Source organism: Sphingobacterium sp. UBA3519 (assembly GCF_002377215.1).
Classification (GTDB): domain Bacteria; phylum Bacteroidota; class Bacteroidia; order Sphingobacteriales; family Sphingobacteriaceae; genus Sphingobacterium; species Sphingobacterium multivorum.
In genome coordinates this window covers 68806-89355 of the sequence record NZ_DFPI01000021.1, presented here as the reverse complement: position 1 = coordinate 89355, position 20550 = coordinate 68806, and the positions used below count along the sequence as shown (strand labels likewise).

Sequence of the window (20550 nt, the reverse complement as noted above, 5' to 3'; positions counted from 1 at the left end):
AAGATTGCCCTTCAAACAAATAATTCAAAAGATATTGTAACAAATAAAATCCGCAATCGATTGTTTTTTAAATAAATTTTCATTTATAATATAAAATTCATTTCTTTAATATTGTATTAAAATGATTTACATTTAATCATTTTGACCCTCAATATAGCCAAGATATACGTACTTAAATTTTATGAAAATTTACTTATTTTTAATTTTATTACTAACCACAACTATAGTTATAGGCCAATCGAAGGGAAAAGTTCTCGGGACGGTATTTTCTCAAAACGCGGAACCATTAGAAAAAGCAACTGTAACGATTCTCAATTCAAAAGACTCTTCCGTGGTTTCCTATCTCCTTACTGATACAAAAGTTAAGTTTGAATTTGTTAAAATTCCAACAGGCACCGCACTAACACTTTTTATTTCACATGTCAATGCAAATCCCTTTCGTCAAGAATTCAATATTCCTAACGGAGAAAATTATGATTTCACTCTATTAAAGCTCGATTCCAAAAGTCTCGATGAAGTAGTCGTCAATATCGTTCCCCCCGTGCGGATGAATAAAGATACGTTAGAATATAACACCAACTTCTTCAAAACTCGCCCCAACGTCAACGTAGAGGAATTGCTCAAAGAACTACCTGGTCTGCAGGTCAATATGGATGGTTCGATTTACTATCAAGGAAAAGAGGTTTCAAAAGTAAAAGTAAATGACAAGGATTTCTTTTCGAGTGATCTCCGTATTGCTACACGAAACCTGGACGCTTCGCTTATTAAAACTGTACAGGTGTACCGTGATAAGGGTGAAACAAAAAAGGATAATGAAGACGGAGATAAACTGCCGATCACGATTAATTTAAAATTTAAGAAAGATTTCCTCAGAGCGAGCTTCGGTAAGCTCTATGGCAGTGCCGGTACCCGGAGTAGATATGAGGCTGGCGGTTTATTCAATACATTTAAGGATACACTCCAGCTGAGTTTAATCGGTTTCGGAAATAACATTAACCGCCAAAGTTTTGACTACAATGAATTGAACCAAGAAGCTGGGCTTGGTCGTTCCGAAAATTATGGTTTTGATAATTTTGGAGGTAGAAACTATTCAGGTAAAGCCAACGATATAGGCTTAGGATTTAACCTCAACAATGACTGGGGAAAGAAAACCAAGTTGAATATCATGTATATGCTGAAATATAATAAAGCCGAAAATCAGAATACAGGCAATCAAATTTCTTTATTCGACCAGGAAAAACAATATTCAGAATCCAATTACCAACAACAGGAGAGATCTGTAGGGCATAATATCAAAACCCTGCTCCGTCATCGCATGGACACCACAGCCTACTTTGAATTTACACCGAGTTTGGGTATCAATACAAAAAACAGCTCAACCTTAGGAAGGAACCGCTCCTATACGGATCTCAAAAAACTAAATGACGCAACAGGTACAGGAGGAAATAATGAAAATACACTAAACTATTCACATGGTTTCTATATCGAAAAACAACTCCATAAAAATCATATTGTATCGTTTAGAAATACGGTTTCCATCAATACCAATGAAAAGACCGACAGCTCTTTCCAGCTTACCAATATTTACGATACAGCGAATCCTCAAACTAGTCTATGGCATAAAAACCTAACACAAAATAATTCCAACAATCTCTATTTTAGTGCTGCCTATTACAATAAAACTATTAAAAAACTCAACTTTGATTATTATTTTACCTATGTCACCAACCGGCAGGGACCACAGGAGAGTGTGTACATCAACCGCGACAGTACTGGAGAAGTACATGCCGCTCCCTATGAAAATAGTTACCGTTACAAATACCAGGATTATATTACGGGGATTATATTTTACTGGAGACCAACCAAAGATTTCAACGTAAAATTTGGAACAGCCTATCAAGTAAAGGCAAATCATTTTGATTTACTTAAAATCAATTCGGTCGAGAAATCATCTTTAGGCTACTGGCTTCCCAATATTAACATCCGTTATAAAGATCTAAACCTCGGCTGGTACAAAGATCTCGAGTCTCCCGAACTCTACGGAATTCAACAGCTCGTCATGGATCTAAATCCATTGTATACGCGAAAGACATCTTTTATATTCAACAATATCGAAAAACAGAATGTTAGTATATCCTACTATAAGTATACCTCGAAATTGCAGTTTAATGTCAATGGGAATATCAATTATGTCAATAACAGCATCGGGAGCCGTAGCTGGCGAAACAACAATACAGGACAAATGACCACCCAGATGTTTCTTGCTGGATCAAAATATAACTATAGTGCCTATACTTACCTGAGATACAACCTAAAAGCTAATAAAAATTGGTCATTCTATCTATCGCAAAACAACAATATCTACACCTATGAAAATTATAGTTCCATCAATGATGTTGATAATAAAGGGACCAATATAGGGATTAATGCCAGCCAACAATTTTCCGCGACTTGGAAAAACATGGTGACGATATCACCACAGTACACTTATTCTTGGAACAAAAACATAAATTCGGTAAAAGATAAACCCGACTTTATTGAATCAACCTATTCTACACATAAAATTGGCGCAGGATTGAATATTAATCCGATCCACGGGTTTTCATTGGAATCTACCTACTCGCTAGATAACCGGGCCAGCGGATTGAGTGGAAGAAAAAACTACCATATCTTAAATGCTTCAGTCTATTACACATTGAAAAACAATTCACAGCTAAAATTGACTGGCTTTGACATATTGAATCAGAATACCCAAAATTATTGGGGCAGTCAGGGCAACAGGACGTATTTTGGAAATTCACTAACATTAAAACAATATTTTATGGTAGGTTATATTCACAAGTTTAATATTGTCAAAACAAAGAAATAGATCAGGTAAAGAGCTGAAGCTTGTTCATAACAACGATAAAAATAATCATTACAATCTTTCAATATTCGATATCTTACTTTTCATTTCTTCAAGTTCAGCTCGTGATAAACGTTGCTTTTCAGAATAGCTATCTGCATGTTGCTCGCGCAATTTGCGTAGGCCCTTTCGGCTATCCGCTTCATAATCGTTTAGGTCAAAGGTAACAGAGTCTTTCGTTAAATTGGCGATGCGATAAAGCGTACGCATGGTTTTTCCATCTTTTGTATAGGAAACCTTATACACATCGCCAACCTTTGGATCTTTCAGGTATTTTTCCTTCTTTTTTGCGCCGGAAATTCCTGCTATAACAATAGCGGATACAAAAAGTCCAATCAGAACTAAGCCCGCAAAATATCCAATAGGTGTTTTACGGATAGTTCCCGATGATATGGACTGAAGTGTTTGTGGGTCGATTTCACGTTGATAACTTAGCTTTTTGCAATGGGTACACATGGTAATAATCTCCGAGGCATATGGAAATAGGGGTATCCAAAAAATATGAATGTACTTCACTTGTCTGTATGCAAAAAGAGACTGAGCAGTACCACAATATGCACAGTTGCCAATCGCCGATTGCGATCTGTTAGCTAATACCTTTGTTCTTGTGCCAAAAATAATCATTGCGTTATACGTTTTATTACATGGAATGGCTGAACAAGAATGTTGCCCTTTCCTATTTAAGAATACAAAGATTTACAATTCGTGCGTCGCCGTTTATGATTCGTATCCGCCAATCAATATTCTGATAGGCAACATATTGCATAGAATATATGAAGGTATTCCGGAAAGAAAACGAACTTGATTATTTAGCCTCCCCGCTCCTTTAACGACCACATCTCATCATTCTGACTCAAAAATTACAAAAAACAAAAAAACAAAGTATAGTTATCAGGTAGATTTTATATATTTGCATTAACATTTTTTAACACATGAAACAGCATACAGATAATATCCTTGAAAAACGAATGTCCTAAGGGGATGTTTTTACAGGTAAATTTCAAATATCTCCTATAACCCAACTCAAACAATAAACTCACAATTATAATTAATATGGCAAAAAATAACATAAATTTTGTCGTAATGGCCGCGCTTTGTCTTAGTACTGGCGCGCTATACGCACAAACCACTATAAAAGGAAAGGTAGTCGACAACAACAACAATCCTATCCAAGGGGCTACAGTTACCGAAACAAGCAGTAAAAAGCAGGTTCAAACAGATGCAAATGGATTATTTGAGTTCCCTTCGACCGGAAGCTCACTCAACATCAGCATTCAATACATTGGCTTTAAAACTAGGACTGTTCAAACCAATCCTACAGGTTTCACGACTGTTCAACTTCTGCCAACGACTTCACAACTCGACGAAGTCGTTGTGACGGCATTAAATATCTCGAAGGAAAAAAAGACATTGGGATATTCTATTCAGGAGCTGAAAGGAAAGGATCTTTCGGAAGCTAAAGAAAGTAATTTAGTCAATTCACTTGCGGGAAAGGTTGCTGGCGTTCAGGTAACAAATAGCCAAGGTAATATGGGGTCCTCCCGGATTATTATCCGCGGAGAAACATCAATTGCGGGAAATAATCAGCCATTATTTGTGATCGACGGAACCCCCGTTGATAATTCCCAGTTGGGTACGAGCGGTAATCGGGATTATGCTAATGCAATCTCAGACATCAACAGTGAAGATATTGAATCGATCAGTGTACTAAAAGGACCTAATGCCGCTGCATTATATGGTTCAAGGGCCGCCGCAGGTGTAATTTTGATTACAACAAAATCCGGAAAAAAACGCAAAGGACTAGGAATAAACATCAATTCAAATAATACAATCGAACGACTTGCCGTTTTACCCGATTATCAAAATGTTTTCGGACAAGGTGCCGATGGAAAATTTAGCTATGTAGATGGCAAGGGTGGTGGGATAAATGATGGTGTGGACGAAAGCTGGGGGCCAAAGATGGACGGCAGACTGATTCCTCAGTTTTATTCCAATGGTGAAGCCGTGCCATTTGTAGCACATCCAGATAACGTCAGGAGTTTCTTTGGTACGGGAAGAACCTTAAACAATGGTATTTCAATTGCCGATGCAACTGACAAAATTGATTACCGTTTCTCGTATAATAATAGCAATCAAACGGGGATTGTTCCAAATTCTTCCATTGAAAAAAACAATTTCAATATTAATACACGTTATAAAATCACAGAAGATCTAACCCTTACGGCCAACGCAAACTATGTACGCACGAATTCTGGTAATTTACCAGGTGTTGGCGGTTTCCGTTCAAATGGTTACATGTTACAATTTACGTGGTTTGGAAGGCAAGTGGATGTTTCGCGTCTAAAAAATTATCGGGATGCTAACGGCAATCTAGTCAATTGGAACAATAGTTATTATAGCAACCCTTATTTCATTGCGGAAGAGAATACGGTTCAGCAGCAGCGCGACCGCATTTTTGGCAATATTGGTTTGAACTATAAAATCAATAAGCATTTGACGGCAAACTTCCGTACAGGTAACGATTATTATACGGATCGGCGTAAAATTAGAATCGCATATGGCACGAATGGTACGCCCTATGGCTCTTACGAAGAGGATGCTTACACCGTAAATGAAAATAATACGGAGTTTACTTTAAATTATAACCGTCCCCTTTCCAATGACTTCACGTTGGACATCCTAGGGGGTGGAAATATACGAAGCCAGTCCCGACAACGGAATAACCAAAAGGCACCGCGTTTGGCAGTACCTGACGTATACACGCTGGCAAACTCGAGAGATGCGTTGATCTCAACAGGTGAGTATAGTCCCTTGAAAGCTTACAGCATTTTTTCTTCCGCACAATTAGGCTATAAGAATTATGCTTTTTTGAATCTGACGGCACGAAATGATTGGTCTTCAACTTTACCCGTTGATAACCTATCTTATTTCTACCCATCAGCAAACGCAAGTATCGTATTGACAGATGCTCTTGCTATTCAAAGCAATATACTCTCTTTTTGGAAATTACGTGGCGGATGGTCTAAAGTAGGTAAAGACACCGATCCATTTAATTTAATAGATTCTTATCTTTTTAGTGCGCCTTACGGAAATAGCCCGCAATTATCAGTCAATGACATCAAGAAAAATCCAGATCTAAAACCTGAAACAACAACCTCGACGGAATTAGGTACCGAGTTGGCCTTCTTCAAAAGTCGGGTACGTTTGGATCTAAGTTTATATGATATCAATAGTATCAATCAAATCCTAAGCGTTGATGTTAGCCCTTCAACAGGTTACAAAAAACAACTTGTCAACGCCGGAAAAATCAATAATAAAGGATTGGAAATTCAACTCGGTGTTACCCCGTTAAAAAAACAGGATTTTCAATGGGACATCAATGTAAACTTTGCGACGAATAAAAGTAAAGTCGTAGAATTAGATGATGCCGGATTATTAAAAAGCTATACGATCGGTTCTTCGGGAACAGTACAGGTCCTGGCTGCAGTCGGGAAACCCTACGGAACTCTCTACGGAACCGGCTTTTTACGAAATGACGCCGGACGTATTATTGTAAATGCAGATGGGACACCTGCTACCGACCCTGTCAACCATTATTTTGGAAAATTTACACCCAACTGGTTAGGTGGCATTACCAATCAATTCCGTTACAAAGACTTTGATCTAAGCTTTTTGATCGACATCAAACATGGTGGAAAGCTGTATTCTGGCACGAATGCTACCGGTACAGGAACAGGAGTATTAGCCTCCACGCTTCCAGGAAGAGATGCTGAACATGGCGGCTTGAGTTATACTGTCAACGGTATTACCTATGATGACGGTATTATTGCAGATGGCGTTAATGCAGATGGTTCGGAAAACACGAAAGTTGTTTCGGCACAACAATATTATAAAACGTTATATAGAACCAATGAAGCAAATGTATTCGATGCTTCCTATGTCAAGTTGCGCGAGGTAAAACTAGGTTACCAATTACCCAATCGCTGGATTTCCAAAATTGGTTTTCAGGGAGCATCTTTCTCTTTAGTAGGTCGTAATTTGTGGATTATTCATAAAAATGCGCCCAACATTGATCCGGAAACAGCTTTTAATACAGGAAATGCCCAAGGTTTGGAAAGTTTGCAATTACCGACAACCAGAAGCTTTGGTTTCAATTTGAACCTGAAGTTTTAAGAAAATGAAACAATCGGATTAAAAATAGAACAAAACTTACGGATTTATACAAGTAACTGGCAATTAACAAAGCAAATAAGGTACAAGTACCGTTGATAACAGCTAATTGATAAACAAATAACGATAGAAAATGAAAATAAATAACAAACATATAGCAGGACTTTTTCTCTTACTGGGCCTAACGGCGTCCTGTAAAGACGAGTTGGCAAAAGTAAACCAAAATCAGAATGAAGCAGAAACTCCTCAGCCGGCCTACCTGCTGACCAGTACGATTAAAACGACAACAGATAGCTACTGGGGTATAAGTAACAACCTCGCGTCTAGCTTGTTATTTGTTCAACATTGGGCGAGAATACAGTATACTGATCCCGATCGTTACATCTTTACAAATAATGATTTTAACGAGGGTTGGTCTACCTGGTACTCGAAAAGCATTAGCCAATTGAAAATCATTCAAAAACTGGCGGCAAGCACAGGAAATGACAACTATAAGGGGGTGGCAATCGTCCTACAATCTTGGGTGTTCTCGCTACTTACGGACGCTTATGGTGAAATACCTTACACAGAAGCGGGAAATATTGACGTTTATCTTACACCACATTACGATACGCAAGAAAAAGTATACACAGGCTTATTAAACGATCTGAAAAGTGCTCAGGCTTTATTAAATCCGAGTGGAAAAAATATTGAAGGAGACATTATTTATAACGGTAAGATCGCACAATGGAAGCGTTTTACAAATGCCCTCCGTCTACGTATTGCTTTACGTATAGCAGACCGATTACCAAGCCTCTCCAAAACAACATTACAGGAGATCGCTGCAGAAGGAAGTGGCTATTTGACTTCAAATGCAGACAATGCACAGCTCATCTATCGCGACGCTCCCTATCGTAATCCGGTCAGTGCATCGTTTGAAGCACGGGAAGACTATAGAGTCAGTAAGACAATTGTCGACAAATTGCGTTCACTTAACGATCCGCGCTTAGGTATTTATGCCGATACAACCACTACCTCAACGCCAGAAAAATATATCGGCGTACCAAATGGTTTAACGGCAAGCGACGCCAGTAACTTAGGATTCGCCCGTACTTCAAGACCTGGTATCTATTTTAGAGACCCACATGCTCCAGCAGTAATCTTAAGCTTTTCGGAAACACTTTTTGGTTTGTCAGAAGCAGTCAGCAGAGGATTTATTACAGGTGACGCAGCAGACTACTATCAGAAGGCAATCCGTGCCTCTTTGGAGCAATACAACGTTGGCAATGATCAAATCGTTAGCTATCTCAGCCAGGCAGCCATTAAGTTCGATTCCAATAGCTACAAAAAATCCATTGGCGAACAAAAATGGATTGCCTTGTATGGACAGGGCTTAGAAGCCTTTGCAGAATGGCGTAGGTTAGATTATCCGCAATTAACACCAGCGAAAGCTGGTGCTTTAAATGGCAAAATTCCTTTGCGTTTTCTCTACCCGGGAACCGAACAATCACTCAACGGAACGAGCTATCAGGAAGCCATAGCACGTCAGGGTAGCAATACATTACTCACTAAATTGTGGTTTGATGTAGAATAAGCATAAATTCAAACAATTTCAAAGAAGCGGAAGAAGTTATTTTTCCGCTTTTTTTCTGTAGATTTCTTATCTTCGTATAGCACTCTAAAGAATAAAATGCTATGGACGATCAAACATTAGACAGAATAGACCAACTTAGCGAGGAAGGAAACATCCAATGTGATGAAGGCAACTATCAGGAAGCAATTCGGGTGTGGACCGAAGCGCTTGATCTAGTCCCTAGTCCACAAAATGTTCATGCGGAAAGCCTCTGGCTCGAAGCTTCCATTGGAGATGCCTTTTTCTTAATGGACGATTTTCGCAATGCACTCTCCCATTTTGAAAAGGCAAAACAGAACATTATCGAAAATGCCTATGAAAACCCTTTTATCATGCTGCGCTTAGGACAGTGCTATTTGGAAGACAATAATAGCGAGTCTGCCCAGGAATATCTTCTCCGCGCCTATATGATGGAAGGAAGAGACATTTTTGACGATGAATCACCTAAGTATCTTAAATTTTTAGATGACAATATCGATTTGGATTGATAATAATTCGTCAAAACGAATCGATTACTTCGCCAACTTCCATAGGAAGATCAGACTCAAGAATGGAGGCTCCTTCCGCAAATATGGCCTTATACTTCTCGGCACGTTCTGCCTTTGTCTTCAATTTATCGTAGGTAGGTGCTGCTGAAATCATGCACATCACACCCTTTCTGTTGAAAAATTGATACATCGCCTGATTGGAATCCTTTAGTTCTGGCCCGATATAGACAATCATACGGTCGTAGGGTAATCCAGCGGATTTAAACTTCTCCAATGCAGCTTGATCTTTGATATGCATGGACATATACTGTTCTGGATTCTGCGCCAAATAAAACGCTGCCTGTTCAGTATTATGTACCGTAACCCACACCCAACTGTAGGCATTGTATTTTTTTAGTATTGCTGCTGTAGCCGCCAATGGTAAGTCTTTTTTATCTAAGTTGAGGATAGTTTTACCCTTTGCCCATTTAATAACTTCATCAAGTGTGTTAATACCATAGTTGGTCACATTTCCAGCCTGATCCTTTAGCTTCAGTTTACGCAATTCATCCCAGGTATGGTCTGCTATTTTTCCTTTTCCATTTGTGGTTCGATCCAATGTCGCATCATGCATCAAAATAGCAACACTATCCTTGGTATAACGCGGATCGATTTCAAAAATAGCCGTTGTTTTTTGCAGCACGGCCTCAAATGCCGCAATCGAATTTTCTGGAAGCCCAGCCTCAATCGTTCCCCGATGACCACTGACAATTTTTTTGTCGCTAGCATAGGTAAAATAATCTCGCATCGCCTGTGGAGAAGCAAACGCGAGTGAGTGGATTTTTTGTCCGACGACGATTGAGTACGACGAAACAAAAAGAAAAAAAGCAAAAAATGTTCTTCTCATGAATTTATAATTACGTTAAAATCTCTAAGCCTGCGACACACAAAAAACAGTATGCTAAATTAATCATCCAAGATCAATAAATCTTTAATAAAGCATTCAATTCGTGTAAACCCCTGCCCGTAAACATTTGCTTACCAATTCATATGCATCAAGTGCGACAAAATGAACTTGAAAATCACGACCTAACATCTATAAAAATCAAAAAAATAACGTATAGCTGTCGGCACAATGATAAAATAAACTATATTTGCACATTAATTTATATTTAATCTAAATAAATTACCATGAAAAATAGAACATGCTATACAATGTTCAGCAGTGGAATACTTTTGCTTTTAAGCGCTCAACTCAATGCACAAGAATTATCCCTAATTGTCAAGGACAGTGACAATAAACCATTAAGTCAAGCGAATATCAAAGTTGACGGAAAAAACGTCGGCTATTCTAATTAACTTGGACAATTCATTTTTGCCAAAAGACCGTTGAATAATCCCATTCAATTGCGTGTGTCTTATACAGGCTTTTCAACGGTTGAAAAAATAGTTAATTTAGATACCGTTCAACAGCCCCTGTTATTTCAGCTCAATTCTACTCAACTTTTAGATGAAATTATCGTAACAGCTGGACGTAAAGCGGAAAACATTTCAACTGTTCCTTCTTCAGTTTCTATTTTAACCACAAAAGAAATCGAAGCTCAAAGTCAGATAAGCACCAATCTTTCCACAATTTTGGGTAATACCATCCCGGGCTTGGGAACCTCAACCAACAAAGCGACCAATTCTGGACAAACACTGCGTGGGCGATCTGTACTGGTGTTGATCGATGGAATTCCGCAATCTACACCTTTGATGAATGGACAACGTGATCTCCGGACCATTGACCCGAGTGTCATCGAGCGCGTGGAGGTTATCAAAGGTGCCACATCCATCTATGGAAATGGATCGGCAGGCGGGATTATCAATTACATTACACGCAATCCCTCCAAAGACGCTGCAGCTATCCAAGGAATCACCAGTCTACGAACAACATTCAATCCCGTACACAGCGCCGGCACCATGGGATATCGCATAGGACAAACCTTGTACGGACAAAAAAACAGATGGAATTATACCGTTAGCGGTTCGGCCGATTACGTTGGCTTGCAGCGCGATGGCGACGGAGTTCCCCTTGGTCAGACAGACGGTCTTTCGAACACCTATCAATACAATGCATTTTTAAAGGCCGGATACCGTATCGATAGTAGTTCCAATATTACAGCAGTGTACAACTTCTACAGAAGTAACCAACACAACAGATACATCACCCAAACAGGTGTATATGGTCAAACGCCAACGATAGGCGTAAAAGGCGATGATCCAGGTAAACCTGCCGGAACTCCGTATAACCACAATGCCATGTTAACCTATACTAAAAGTAATCTATTCGCTTCGACATCCTTAACTGCTTCTGCATACTACAATACATTTCGATCCATGAACCGTTATGTTGAGAAAGCCTCTGCATGGTACGGTCCGGGACAAACACAGATCAACTCGGAGAAAAAAGGCCTACGCGTTAACCTAAACACACCTTTCCAGGTATTGGGTTCCAATGCGGATATCACCTATGGTGTGGATTTATTAAATGATGTTACGGATCAAAATCTGACCGATGGCAGGGTCTATATTCCCTATATGAATATGTTAAACGTTGCTCCATACGCCCAGGTAAAAATTGATTTCCTAGAAAACTTAATCTTTAAAGGCGGTGTACGTTATGAAAATGCAACAGTCAAAATAAAGGATTTCAATACCATCGCTACAGGTCCCAACAACGAAGGAAGTATTGCTGTAAAAGGAGGCAATATCCCCTACAAAGGAGCGACCTTCAATGCAGGTTTGCGTTACAACAAATTCGCGATCTTTAATCCCTTCGTGAGTTTCTCTCAAGGTTTCGCGATCAATGAACTTGGCCGTATTGTACGTCGGGCAACAGATAATGATTTAGATAGCCTAAAAACTGATCCTATTATCACCAATAATTACGAAATCGGATTCTCAAGCAATTACAGCATTTTCCAGCTATCAGCATCTTATTACTACAGTACTTCAAAAATGGGTGTTGAACTGGTGGACATTGGCGGTTACCTGATGCCACAACGTCTTCCAGAAGATGTGTATGGTTACGAAATTGCATTAAGCGCTCATATTTCGCCTCAATTGACCATCGGTGGAACCTATGCCTATGTGGAAGGAAAGTCAAAAAAGGACGATGGATCAAAATCCTACCTCAATGGTTCACGGATCTCGCCAGACAAAGCAACGGGATACATCTATTACACGCCAATCAAACCCTTAACCTTTCAGCTTTTTTGGGTACATACCGGGTCCCGGGATCGCTTTCTTCCAAACGATAAAGGCGTCTACAAAAACAGTGAAGGCCCCGTTAAAACTGTTGACCTATTTAACTTAAATGGAAATTACCAAGTAAACAAACAATGGTCTATCGGTATGGGTGTAGAAAACTTATTCAATAAAAACTATTACCCTGTTGTCAGTCAATATCGTGCCTTAAATGAAGAATACGTCAAAGGACAAGGTATGTTGGCCTCATTTAACATCAATTATAAATTTTAATATGTTTAAGACCGTCATTCTTTGGTTGCATAAATGGCTCGGAATCATCACCGGAGTTGTGGTATTCATCCTAAGCCTGACGGGCAGCATATACACCTTTCAGGATGAGCTCAAGCTCTGGGCTTATCCTGAAAAATATTTTATCTCCGATACAACCATCCACTCAAAAACTCCACTACCATTAAGCACACTTCTTGACAGCTCACAGAAAAGCCTCAAAAAAAATCAAAAAATCACGCGGGTTGATCTCTATCCTTCGAAGAATCGTACCTAAGTATTTCGTGCCATAAAAACGGACGAAAAAGCATTTGGCCATTGGAATTATTACCGCTATTACAAACGAGTTTTCATCAATCCATATACTGGCCAGATACAGCAAGTAGAGAATTCAAAAACAGAGTTCTTTCAGTTAGTGCTTCAGCTTCACCTAAACCTCCTCTTGGGCAAGCAATATGGCCACCCTATCGTCGCCTGGTCAACGGTCATTTTTGTCCTTATCTTACTTAGTGGTATTGTTCTTTGGTGGCCAAAAAAATGGAAGGGCAAGAATCTCAAGCGCAGTTTTTGGTTAGATACCAAAGTCAAATGGAAGCGACTGAACCACGACCTCCACAATGTCATCGGATTTTACAGTTTATTTATCGGATTGATTTTTGCCATTACGGGACTCGCTTTTGCTTTTCCGGATTTTAAAAAGACCTATAGCGCAACATTCAATTTATTGCAGTCGCCAACAGCTTCTTCCACACGTAGCTCCCCTATACCCTTGCCCGCTGTGGAAAAGAAATTTCAGGACAATGCGCTGCGGTATGCCTTGACAAATTATCCGGATGCTGAAATGATGTCGATCCGACTAAAAAAAGAGACCGAAACAGCAATGGATATACAGGTGAGACATCATGAAAAACGAAGTGGTGTATTTGACTGGCTTTATTATAATAAAGAAGAAAACAGTCTTACAGCAGTCAAATCCAGCAACGAATTGCAGTATGGGGATAAGCTCGGTGCACTTAACTATGATATTCATACCGGTGCCATCGGTGGACTCACAACAAAAATTATCGCTTGCCTTGCCAGTCTCTTTTGTGCTTCCTTGCCCATCACCGGATACATCATCTGGATGAACAAAAGCAAAAAGAAGAAAAAGAAAGGTTATCAACATAATGTTAATAAGTACTGTTAATAACTGTATTTTTCTTTTAAACAGGTTTTCAACAGCGTTATTAACATAATGTGGAAAACTAACCCTCACCCTATTTACCGACGCAATCTCTTGTCCAAATTTACAGGAACACGATAAGCCAGCTGAAAAAACAACATACAAGAGAAAAAAGATGACAACCTTTAAATCGAGAAGAGCCCAACGCGCAGCAGGGCCAACAGGGCGACACTAAAAAAAGGAAGCATTCTTCAACATAAGGAACCACAATATACAGCCTAAGAAGAAGGGCGAGCGGGAAAAAAGAAAATCCGATGCACAGGGTACACCGGATTTCTTCAATAATAAACCAACAACTAACTTTACAGATTCGGGTTCCGCACAGTCTCTTCGTATGGGATAGCAAACAAATAATAAGGGCTATTTTCCACAAAATTAGATCCATTAGGAAACTTAATAACCCGGTGCCCCTGCCCGTTCACTAGCTTCGGTTTGCCATCTGCACCCACAATTTGGACTTGAATAGGCTTGCCGTCTGCATCAACATAAGATTTTCGTGCAACCTTTCCTTGTGTCCGAAGAATATCCGACAGGGCAAATCCTTCCCCCCAAAGCTCTTTTCGTCTTTCAATCAGGATCGCTGCAATTAATTGATCCGTATCATTTCCTGAAAACAGCTTTGCATTCCTCGCTGCACGCAGCTTATTCAAGGCTGCTACTGCTTTATCTTTTTCACCAGCCCGTGCGTACCCCTCGGCAGCGATCAAAACCATTTCCGAAGCACGCATATACACAATGTCACCGATCAAATTCGATTTAAACTTAAACTTCTTATACCGTAGAAAGCCCTCCCGACCGGGTAAATTATCCCATTCAAATAAAGCGTAACGCACATCACTGGTATCGAATAAATCTTTAAAATAAGGATCGGCCATAAAACTATAGTAATAAGATCCAGCTGACGAAACATCCAAATAATGAAATGTATAACTTGCCACATTTTGCTCGTTAGTCTGCTGATGCCCCCAAATCCACTCGCTATTTCCAAGATCATTAAAACCCGCCTGATAATCTGACGGAGTCATTAAATTATACTTCTGAGCTGCTTTTTCAGCATACGCTGCGGCCAGTTTCCATTCGCCAACCTGCAGATAAGTCCGAGCGAGCAAACCATAAACAACCTCTGCATTGATTTCGTATTTATCCGCTCGACCAGCAGAAGCCAACAAGCTTTCACTGTCTTTGAGATCTTTCAAGATAAGTTCATACACTTCTGCCTGTGTTGACCTTGATTTTCCTTCAGTCGATAGTGTACTGGGTTCGGTATAAATCGGAACAGATTTCGCATTTTTGTCCTTGAGGTAACTAAACTGATAAAATGTGGCCAGATTTAAGTAGGAAAATGCACGTAATGCTTTAGCTCTTCCCTTTAACACATTTTTAGTTTCAGTAGAGCCTTCGGCCCCATCTACCTTTGCAATGACATTGTTCATGTTATCGATCACCTTATACAACATAATCCAAAAAGAATTGACACGATTTGATCGATTATTTGTCAATTCGGTAAAGGCATAAGCATCACGATAGCCATATTTGGTGGTCACCGCCACATCACTTCCCATCGCATCACTAGTACGCATTACCGCTGTATATCCCGGATTAGCATAGGTAAAATAGGTATCATTTAAATACTTCCAGGTACCGTTGATCACCGTAGCAACATTGTCGGTGTTTTTAAAAACTTCACCTTCAGGCACTGCGGTCGTCGGATCCAGCTCAAGCGCATCCTTACATGATGCATTTACTAGGGAGAGCGCCAATATGATATATACAATTTTTAGTTTCATGATTTTCATTTAAATTCTCAGATTAACAATAAGGCATTAAAAAACAAGCTGAATACCACCAGAGATTGTTCGCATTGCCGGATAGCGAAAATAGGTCGCCCCATTCACCGTCTGTTCTGGATCCATTCCTTGATGACCATAAAATGTCAATAGATTTTCGGCTGTTGCAAAGACGCGAAGTTTTTCTACACCTATCCGCTTCAATAAATCCGAAGGTAATCGATAACCTAAACTTACATTTTTAAGGCGTGCATAAGTGCCACTGTAAAGAAAGCGTGTGGACGAAGAAGTCCAATTCAAGTTATCAGTTGTCAATTTAGGCACATCGGTCTGCGTATGCTCAGGCGTCCAGCGCTCGAGGATCTCCTTTGACCAAGCGCGTCCTGGATTATTACCGCTATGCATAAGCTGAATATAATCGTTATCTAATATCTGTCCACCCAAACTAAAACTCAATAAAGCAGACAAATCAAAATTTTTGTAGGTGAAACTGTTTTGAATCCCGCCGACAAGATCTGGCAATGAAGTTCCGGCAATAAAATTACCGGCCTTACTGTATTCCGAAGTTTTTTCACCTGTTTTATTACCGTCCTTATCAGCAGTATACCATTGCGGCAGACCGTTATCTGGATTTACTCCAGCCCATTCCGGCAGATAAAAATCATAGATACTTCCACCTACACGCAGGAGTTTATTACCCGTGATGATCGGTTTATTGTCTTTTGGCAAAGCTGTAATCTTGTTTTTGTAATGCGAAAGATTGACGTCTAAATTCCATTTAAAATTTTCATTTCGAACCGGGACAGTACGAATATCCACGTCGACACCTGTATTTTTCAGCGCTCCTATATTTGCATCATAGCCTGTATATCCTGTTGAATAAGCCATCGGCATTGTAAATAGCAAATCTTTACTTCGACGGTTAAAGTACTCCACGCTTAACGACACCCGGTTCTCAAAAGCGGATACGTCAACCCCCACATTCAAATTAAGGTTCGACTCCCATTTTAGATCCGGCGTAGCCAGCCTGCCGGTATACGTCCCGCCTTTACCCAAACTATTTGCAATGGTATAAAGTCCTTTATAAGCATAATAGGTTCCCAGATTATCGTTTCCTTGTCCACCATAACTCGCTCTGACGGTTAACTGATTAACCGTTGTATTATCCTTCAGAAAATCCTCCTGCTTCAGTTTCCATGAGCCGCCCACAGACCAGAATGTACCCCAACGTTTATCCGGCGAAAACCGAGATGATCCATCTGTCCGTAAGGAAGTTGAAAAATAGTATTTGTTATCATAGTTATACTCCGCTCTTCCCAAAAAGCTCAGTAACCTATAATCAACACTGGATCCTGTAAAATTATTAAGTTGAGATGCAGCAGCAGGTTCGTCAAAATAAGGAAGTACAAACTGTTGTCTGCTACCATTTATATTACTGCTGTTAAAATCATAGTATTCCTGTCCGGCCAATACATTGAGGGAATGCAAACCAAACTGCTTTTCATAGGTCAGCAAATTATTCCAGGTCTGTGCGACCGTACGTACGTTTGAACGATACACATACCCCCCGGTGTTCACACCATCGCCCAACAATGGATTAGTGTAGTCGTGCGTATTTCCATTGAGATAATCAAGACTATAAGTCGACTTAAACTTTAAGTTTTTAGAAAACAACACTTCCAGATAGGTTCGTGCAGATAGATTTTCGCGGCGGATATCATTTCGATCCAAAGGAAGAGATGCTGCCAGATTATTACGTGGAGTCGCACCACTTGGACGATATTCTCCAAAATCGTAAATCTTGTTTCCGGCTCCATCAAGGACATATGAGCCATCCGCATTCCGCTCATAGTACGGATAAAAAGACGGGACCAGTCTCGTAAAATTTATAATATTAGCCGTATTACTGTCTTAAGACTGCGGATACTTTTGTTGTGTACTGCTACCACCTATATTCAGGCCTACATTTAACCAAGACTTGACCTTACTGTCAATATTTGCACGCAGATTATAGCGTTTAAAGCCCGATTCAATTGCAATTCCTTGATCATTGAGATAACCTCCTGAAATGTAGTAGGTACTCTTTGCACTACCACCGCTAAATCCGAGGTCTGCCTGTGTACGCACCCCAGTACGTTGCAATACGTCGGTCCATGGATCATTCCAAAGCGTTTTTGCTCCAGCAACCAATTTACCATCTACGCCGACCGGCTGTGGGTATTGACTGCCGTAAGGATTAATATTTAAATCTGTCAATACGGTCTTACTTGCATTGGACGCCGCTTGCTCTGCCGTAAGGCCATTTGATAGGTTTTTATTTCTTAAAGCTTCCCAATAGAGTTGAAAATATTCATCGGTCGACACCTGATCATAGTCACGAACTGCACGTGTTGAATAGCCCTGTGTAAAATTGAGATTAATCTTGGTGTTGTCGGAAGTCACTCCCGACTTTGTGGTAATGATAATCACCCCATTTGCCCCTCTGGAACCATAAAGTGCACTTGATGCTGCATCTTTTAAAACAGAGATGGACTGAATGTCATTCGGATTGATGGAGTTAATATCTCCTGCATAGGGACTACCATCCAACACGATCAAAGGTGCACTGGAGGCATTAATGGAGCCGATACCCATTGAATTACTAGATTTTAAGAACTAAAAACAAAAAACACTAATATTCAGCTATTTAATTTATAAATATGTCTAGAAAAATATTTTTTCGTTAGCTAATTCACCATTATTGATCAAGCCATTTTTGAAACTTCGGGGACCGTTCCTCACTAACAATGACGACAATTCCTTCTGGGGTTGAAGGCATTAGCTCTAACTTGATTCGATTTCGACTAATCTTTAACATGGACTGGATGGCATCTATCCGAACAAGGAATTTCCGATTGATCTGAAAGAAAACTGTTGGATCCACCTGTGAAACGAGATGTGTGATGGTATCTTCAATAATATATGCAATTCCCGATCCTTTTTCTACGGCATACAGCTCTTTGTCTTCTGCCATAAAATAGGCAATATCAGCAATGGCCAGCGACTTTAAAAAATTACCATATTTCACTAGGAAGCGCTGTTTGAGCCGAGGTTCTACGTTGGGTAGTAGCGGTTCGATACGTTTCATGATCTTCGCCAACTCGTCGCTATCGAAAGGCTTTAACAGATAGGCATAACCCTTATTTTGGAAGGCCTCCAATGCATATTGTTCGTAAGCAGTCGTAAAAATCAGTGGCACATCGATCGATACCTGTTTAAAAATTTCAAAGCTCAGCCCATCCATCAGGTGGATATCCATAAAAATCAGATCGAATTGATTTCTATTGATCGTCATCACCGCTTCCTGAACCTCTTTTGCATTGGTAAAGATCAGTTCGCTTTCTCCATAGAGCGCAGTCAACATTTCCTTTAAGCCTACAAAAGCCCAGTCTTCGTCTTCGACAATCAGTATTTTCCATCTCATGGGTTGAATGTAATAAAAAATCCATTTCCTAAAAAAAGAAAATGGATTAATATATATAGGATAAAAAAAATCGATTATTTTAACAGATCGGGATTATTATTGATTGCCTCCTGTGGATAGCGAATCACATAACGTGGATCGTTCTGCTGCAGGGTTACCGTCCTACCGAAACTACTGTGTGTGATCGCCGGTCTTGTCGTCCGTTTTAGATCATACCAGCGTAATCCCTCTAGCGCCAGTTCACGCTTGCGTTCCAGCAGAACCGCATCTAGCAATTGCTCCTTTGACAAACCTGCGTCGGCCTTCGTTTCTTTGGCATAGGCATCTGCGGTAAATCTGTTTTTCTTTAAAGCAGACAGATATTTTAATGCTTCTGCTGTATTTCCCAGGCGAACATAACATTCGGCCATCGTCAAATAAAGATCAGCATTTCTAAAACTCACGTTAAAACGGTTGTCTCCACCTTTGAGGGATACATAATCGCCCCCACTTTTTTGGAAGTAACGACCTTTTCTCAAATCGCCTGCTAAATAACTGTCTAATAAGGCCGGTGAAATAAAGGAACTTGTACGTACACCAGGAACAGATACTTTTTCCAAAGCCATAATCATCTCTGCGGATTCAAAATCATTCGGAAGTAGGCTTCCAGCAACATTGAGATCAACCAATTTGTCATTTATAGCCAAAGCTTTTTTAGCGGCATCAATTGCTTCCTGCCACTCACCGCGGTATAAATGAACGCGTGAGGCCATTGCAAAAGCAGCGCGTTTGCTAAAGCGATAATTAACACCTTTTGCCTGATCATCGACAGTCAGTAACGCTGTCCCTTTTTCCATGTCAGTTAGGATCTGCATATAAGACTCTCCAATGGTCGCGGGAACAAAACGTTGTTCCAGGTCAATCTTTGTCGATAAAGGAACACCCCGAAGCCCTGCATTACTCGCCGAATAGACCTCACTGTAAAGATTTAACAACTCAAAATGAGCGTAAGACCGCATGAGATAAGCTTCACCCTTGATCTGGTCTACTGTACCATTACTAGCCAACTTGTCATCGATCGTACTGATGATCTGATTCGTATAAAAAATACTTTTATAGAATGCCAAATAAGGATAAGCAATTGTTGCAGGATCGGGGTTTTGATCGTTCCAAAGATAGATATCTTTGGTTCTAGCCGCATCTGTCGAACTTTCATCCAACAATAGTTCATCTGTACGCAAGGACAAATAAGACTTATGCGCAGGAAAACCAGTATAACTACTTGTCATTAACCCTCTAAAATCACTTTCCGAGGCAGGAATGACCGTTCCTACCGGTTGTATATCTAAATATTTATTGCAGGATGCCAATGCACTCGCTGCCATGATCATTCCAAAATAAACTATTTTTTTCATGTTATAAATCA

13 protein-coding genes and 1 pseudogene are annotated in these 20550 nt (G+C 39.9%); 7 read left to right on the top strand and 7 right to left on the bottom strand.

Annotated features, from left to right (window positions below; translation table 11 throughout):
- The first annotated feature begins 181 nt into the window (after window positions 1-181).
- The gene (locus B3297_RS10445; RefSeq protein WP_286778903.1) at window positions 182-2869 is read left to right on the top strand and encodes a hypothetical protein; all 2688 of its coding nucleotides are present in this window, start codon (window positions 182-184) and stop codon (window positions 2867-2869) included.
- A 48-nt stretch (window positions 2870-2917) separates the two neighbouring features.
- Here B3297_RS10445 and B3297_RS10440 read toward each other — a convergent pair whose 3' ends face one another.
- Window positions 2918-3529 carry a hypothetical protein gene (locus B3297_RS10440; protein ID WP_115049658.1) on the bottom strand — a complete coding sequence of 204 codons (612 nt, stop codon included), beginning with the start codon at window positions 3527-3529 and terminating at the stop codon, window positions 2918-2920.
- A 429-nt stretch (window positions 3530-3958) separates the two neighbouring features.
- Here B3297_RS10440 and B3297_RS10435 point away from each other — a divergent pair, with 429 nt between their 5' ends.
- The 3 genes from B3297_RS10435 (at window position 3959) to B3297_RS10425 (ending at window position 9175) form a co-directional block, all read left to right on the top strand.
- The gene (locus tag B3297_RS10435; protein ID WP_201303471.1) at window positions 3959-7078 is read left to right on the top strand and encodes a SusC/RagA family TonB-linked outer membrane protein; all 3120 of its coding nucleotides are present in this window, start codon (window positions 3959-3961) and stop codon (window positions 7076-7078) included.
- Window positions 7079-7208: 130 nt separating this feature from the next.
- Window positions 7209-8648 (top strand): SusD/RagB family nutrient-binding outer membrane lipoprotein, encoded by a 1440-nt coding sequence (locus B3297_RS10430; protein WP_115049657.1) that lies wholly within the window; start codon window positions 7209-7211, stop codon window positions 8646-8648.
- 101 nt (window positions 8649-8749) lie between these two features.
- A complete protein-coding gene (locus B3297_RS10425) occupies window positions 8750-9175 on the top strand; it encodes a tetratricopeptide repeat protein (RefSeq protein ID WP_046673933.1) in 426 nt (141 codons plus the stop codon).
- Between the two features lie 10 nt (window positions 9176-9185).
- Here the strand turns inward: B3297_RS10425 and B3297_RS10420 are convergent, their stop codons facing one another.
- A complete protein-coding gene (locus B3297_RS10420; protein ID WP_070564822.1) occupies window positions 9186-10061 on the bottom strand; it encodes a glycerophosphodiester phosphodiesterase family protein in 876 nt (291 codons plus the stop codon).
- Between the two features lie 284 nt (window positions 10062-10345).
- Between B3297_RS10420 and B3297_RS10415 the strand changes: the two genes are divergently transcribed.
- The 3 genes and pseudogenes from B3297_RS10415 to B3297_RS10400 all read left to right on the top strand — a co-directional run bounded on the left by B3297_RS10415 (window position 10346) and on the right by B3297_RS10400 (window position 13859).
- Window positions 10346-10513, top strand: coding sequence for a hypothetical protein (locus tag B3297_RS10415; RefSeq protein ID WP_286778902.1), 168 nt, complete (start codon window positions 10346-10348; stop codon window positions 10511-10513).
- 30 nt (window positions 10514-10543) lie between these two features.
- Complete coding sequence (locus tag B3297_RS10410; protein WP_286778901.1) at window positions 10544-12676, top strand: TonB-dependent receptor; 2133 nt, start codon at window positions 10544-10546, stop codon at window positions 12674-12676.
- A pseudogene (locus tag B3297_RS10400) lies at window positions 12615-13859 on the top strand (PepSY-associated TM helix domain-containing protein). Before B3297_RS10410 ends, B3297_RS10400 begins: the two are co-directional and overlap by 62 nt.
- A 338-nt stretch (window positions 13860-14197) precedes the next feature.
- Here the strand turns inward: B3297_RS10400 and B3297_RS10395 are convergent.
- The 5 genes from B3297_RS10395 to B3297_RS10375 form a co-directional block, all read right to left on the bottom strand.
- Complete coding sequence (locus tag B3297_RS10395) at window positions 14198-15682, bottom strand: RagB/SusD family nutrient uptake outer membrane protein (protein WP_139144956.1); 1485 nt, start codon at window positions 15680-15682, stop codon at window positions 14198-14200.
- Between the two features lie 36 nt (window positions 15683-15718).
- The gene (locus B3297_RS10390; protein ID WP_262511820.1) at window positions 15719-17557 is read right to left on the bottom strand and encodes a SusC/RagA family TonB-linked outer membrane protein; all 1839 of its coding nucleotides are present in this window, start codon (window positions 17555-17557) and stop codon (window positions 15719-15721) included.
- A gap of 36 nt (window positions 17558-17593) precedes the next feature.
- Complete coding sequence (locus tag B3297_RS10385) at window positions 17594-18316, bottom strand: TonB-dependent receptor plug domain-containing protein (RefSeq protein WP_070564807.1); 723 nt, start codon at window positions 18314-18316, stop codon at window positions 17594-17596.
- 103 nt (window positions 18317-18419) lie between these two features.
- Window positions 18420-19145 (bottom strand): LytR/AlgR family response regulator transcription factor, encoded by a 726-nt coding sequence (locus B3297_RS10380; protein WP_286778899.1) that lies wholly within the window; start codon window positions 19143-19145, stop codon window positions 18420-18422.
- 74 nt (window positions 19146-19219) lie between these two features.
- Window positions 19220-20539 carry a RagB/SusD family nutrient uptake outer membrane protein gene (locus B3297_RS10375; RefSeq protein ID WP_070564800.1) on the bottom strand — a complete coding sequence of 440 codons (1320 nt, stop codon included), beginning with the start codon at window positions 20537-20539 and terminating at the stop codon, window positions 19220-19222.
- Between the last annotated feature and the right edge of the window lie 11 nt (window positions 20540-20550).

What these genes read in the sequence shown, in the direction of transcription:
- B3297_RS10445 (WP_286778903.1), top strand. Translation starts at nt 182, where the DNA reads ATGAAAATTTACTTATTTTTAATTTTATTACTAACCACAACTATAGTT.
- B3297_RS10440 (WP_115049658.1), bottom strand. Translation starts at nt 3,529, where the DNA reads ATGATTATTTTTGGCACAAGAACAAAGGTATTAGCTAACAGATCGCAA.
- B3297_RS10435 (WP_201303471.1), top strand. Translation starts at nt 3,959, where the DNA reads ATGGCAAAAAATAACATAAATTTTGTCGTAATGGCCGCGCTTTGTCTT.
- B3297_RS10430 (WP_115049657.1), top strand. Translation starts at nt 7,209, where the DNA reads ATGAAAATAAATAACAAACATATAGCAGGACTTTTTCTCTTACTGGGC.
- B3297_RS10425 (WP_046673933.1), top strand. Translation starts at nt 8,750, where the DNA reads ATGGACGATCAAACATTAGACAGAATAGACCAACTTAGCGAGGAAGGA.
- B3297_RS10420 (WP_070564822.1), bottom strand. Translation starts at nt 10,061, where the DNA reads ATGAGAAGAACATTTTTTGCTTTTTTTCTTTTTGTTTCGTCGTACTCA.
- B3297_RS10415 (WP_286778902.1), top strand. Translation starts at nt 10,346, where the DNA reads ATGAAAAATAGAACATGCTATACAATGTTCAGCAGTGGAATACTTTTG.
- B3297_RS10395 (WP_139144956.1), bottom strand. Translation starts at nt 15,682, where the DNA reads ATGAAACTAAAAATTGTATATATCATATTGGCGCTCTCCCTAGTAAAT.
- B3297_RS10385 (WP_070564807.1), bottom strand. Translation starts at nt 18,316, where the DNA reads ATGGGTATCGGCTCCATTAATGCCTCCAGTGCACCTTTGATCGTGTTG.
- B3297_RS10380 (WP_286778899.1), bottom strand. Translation starts at nt 19,145, where the DNA reads ATGAGATGGAAAATACTGATTGTCGAAGACGAAGACTGGGCTTTTGTA.
- B3297_RS10375 (WP_070564800.1), bottom strand. Translation starts at nt 20,539, where the DNA reads ATGAAAAAAATAGTTTATTTTGGAATGATCATGGCAGCGAGTGCATTG.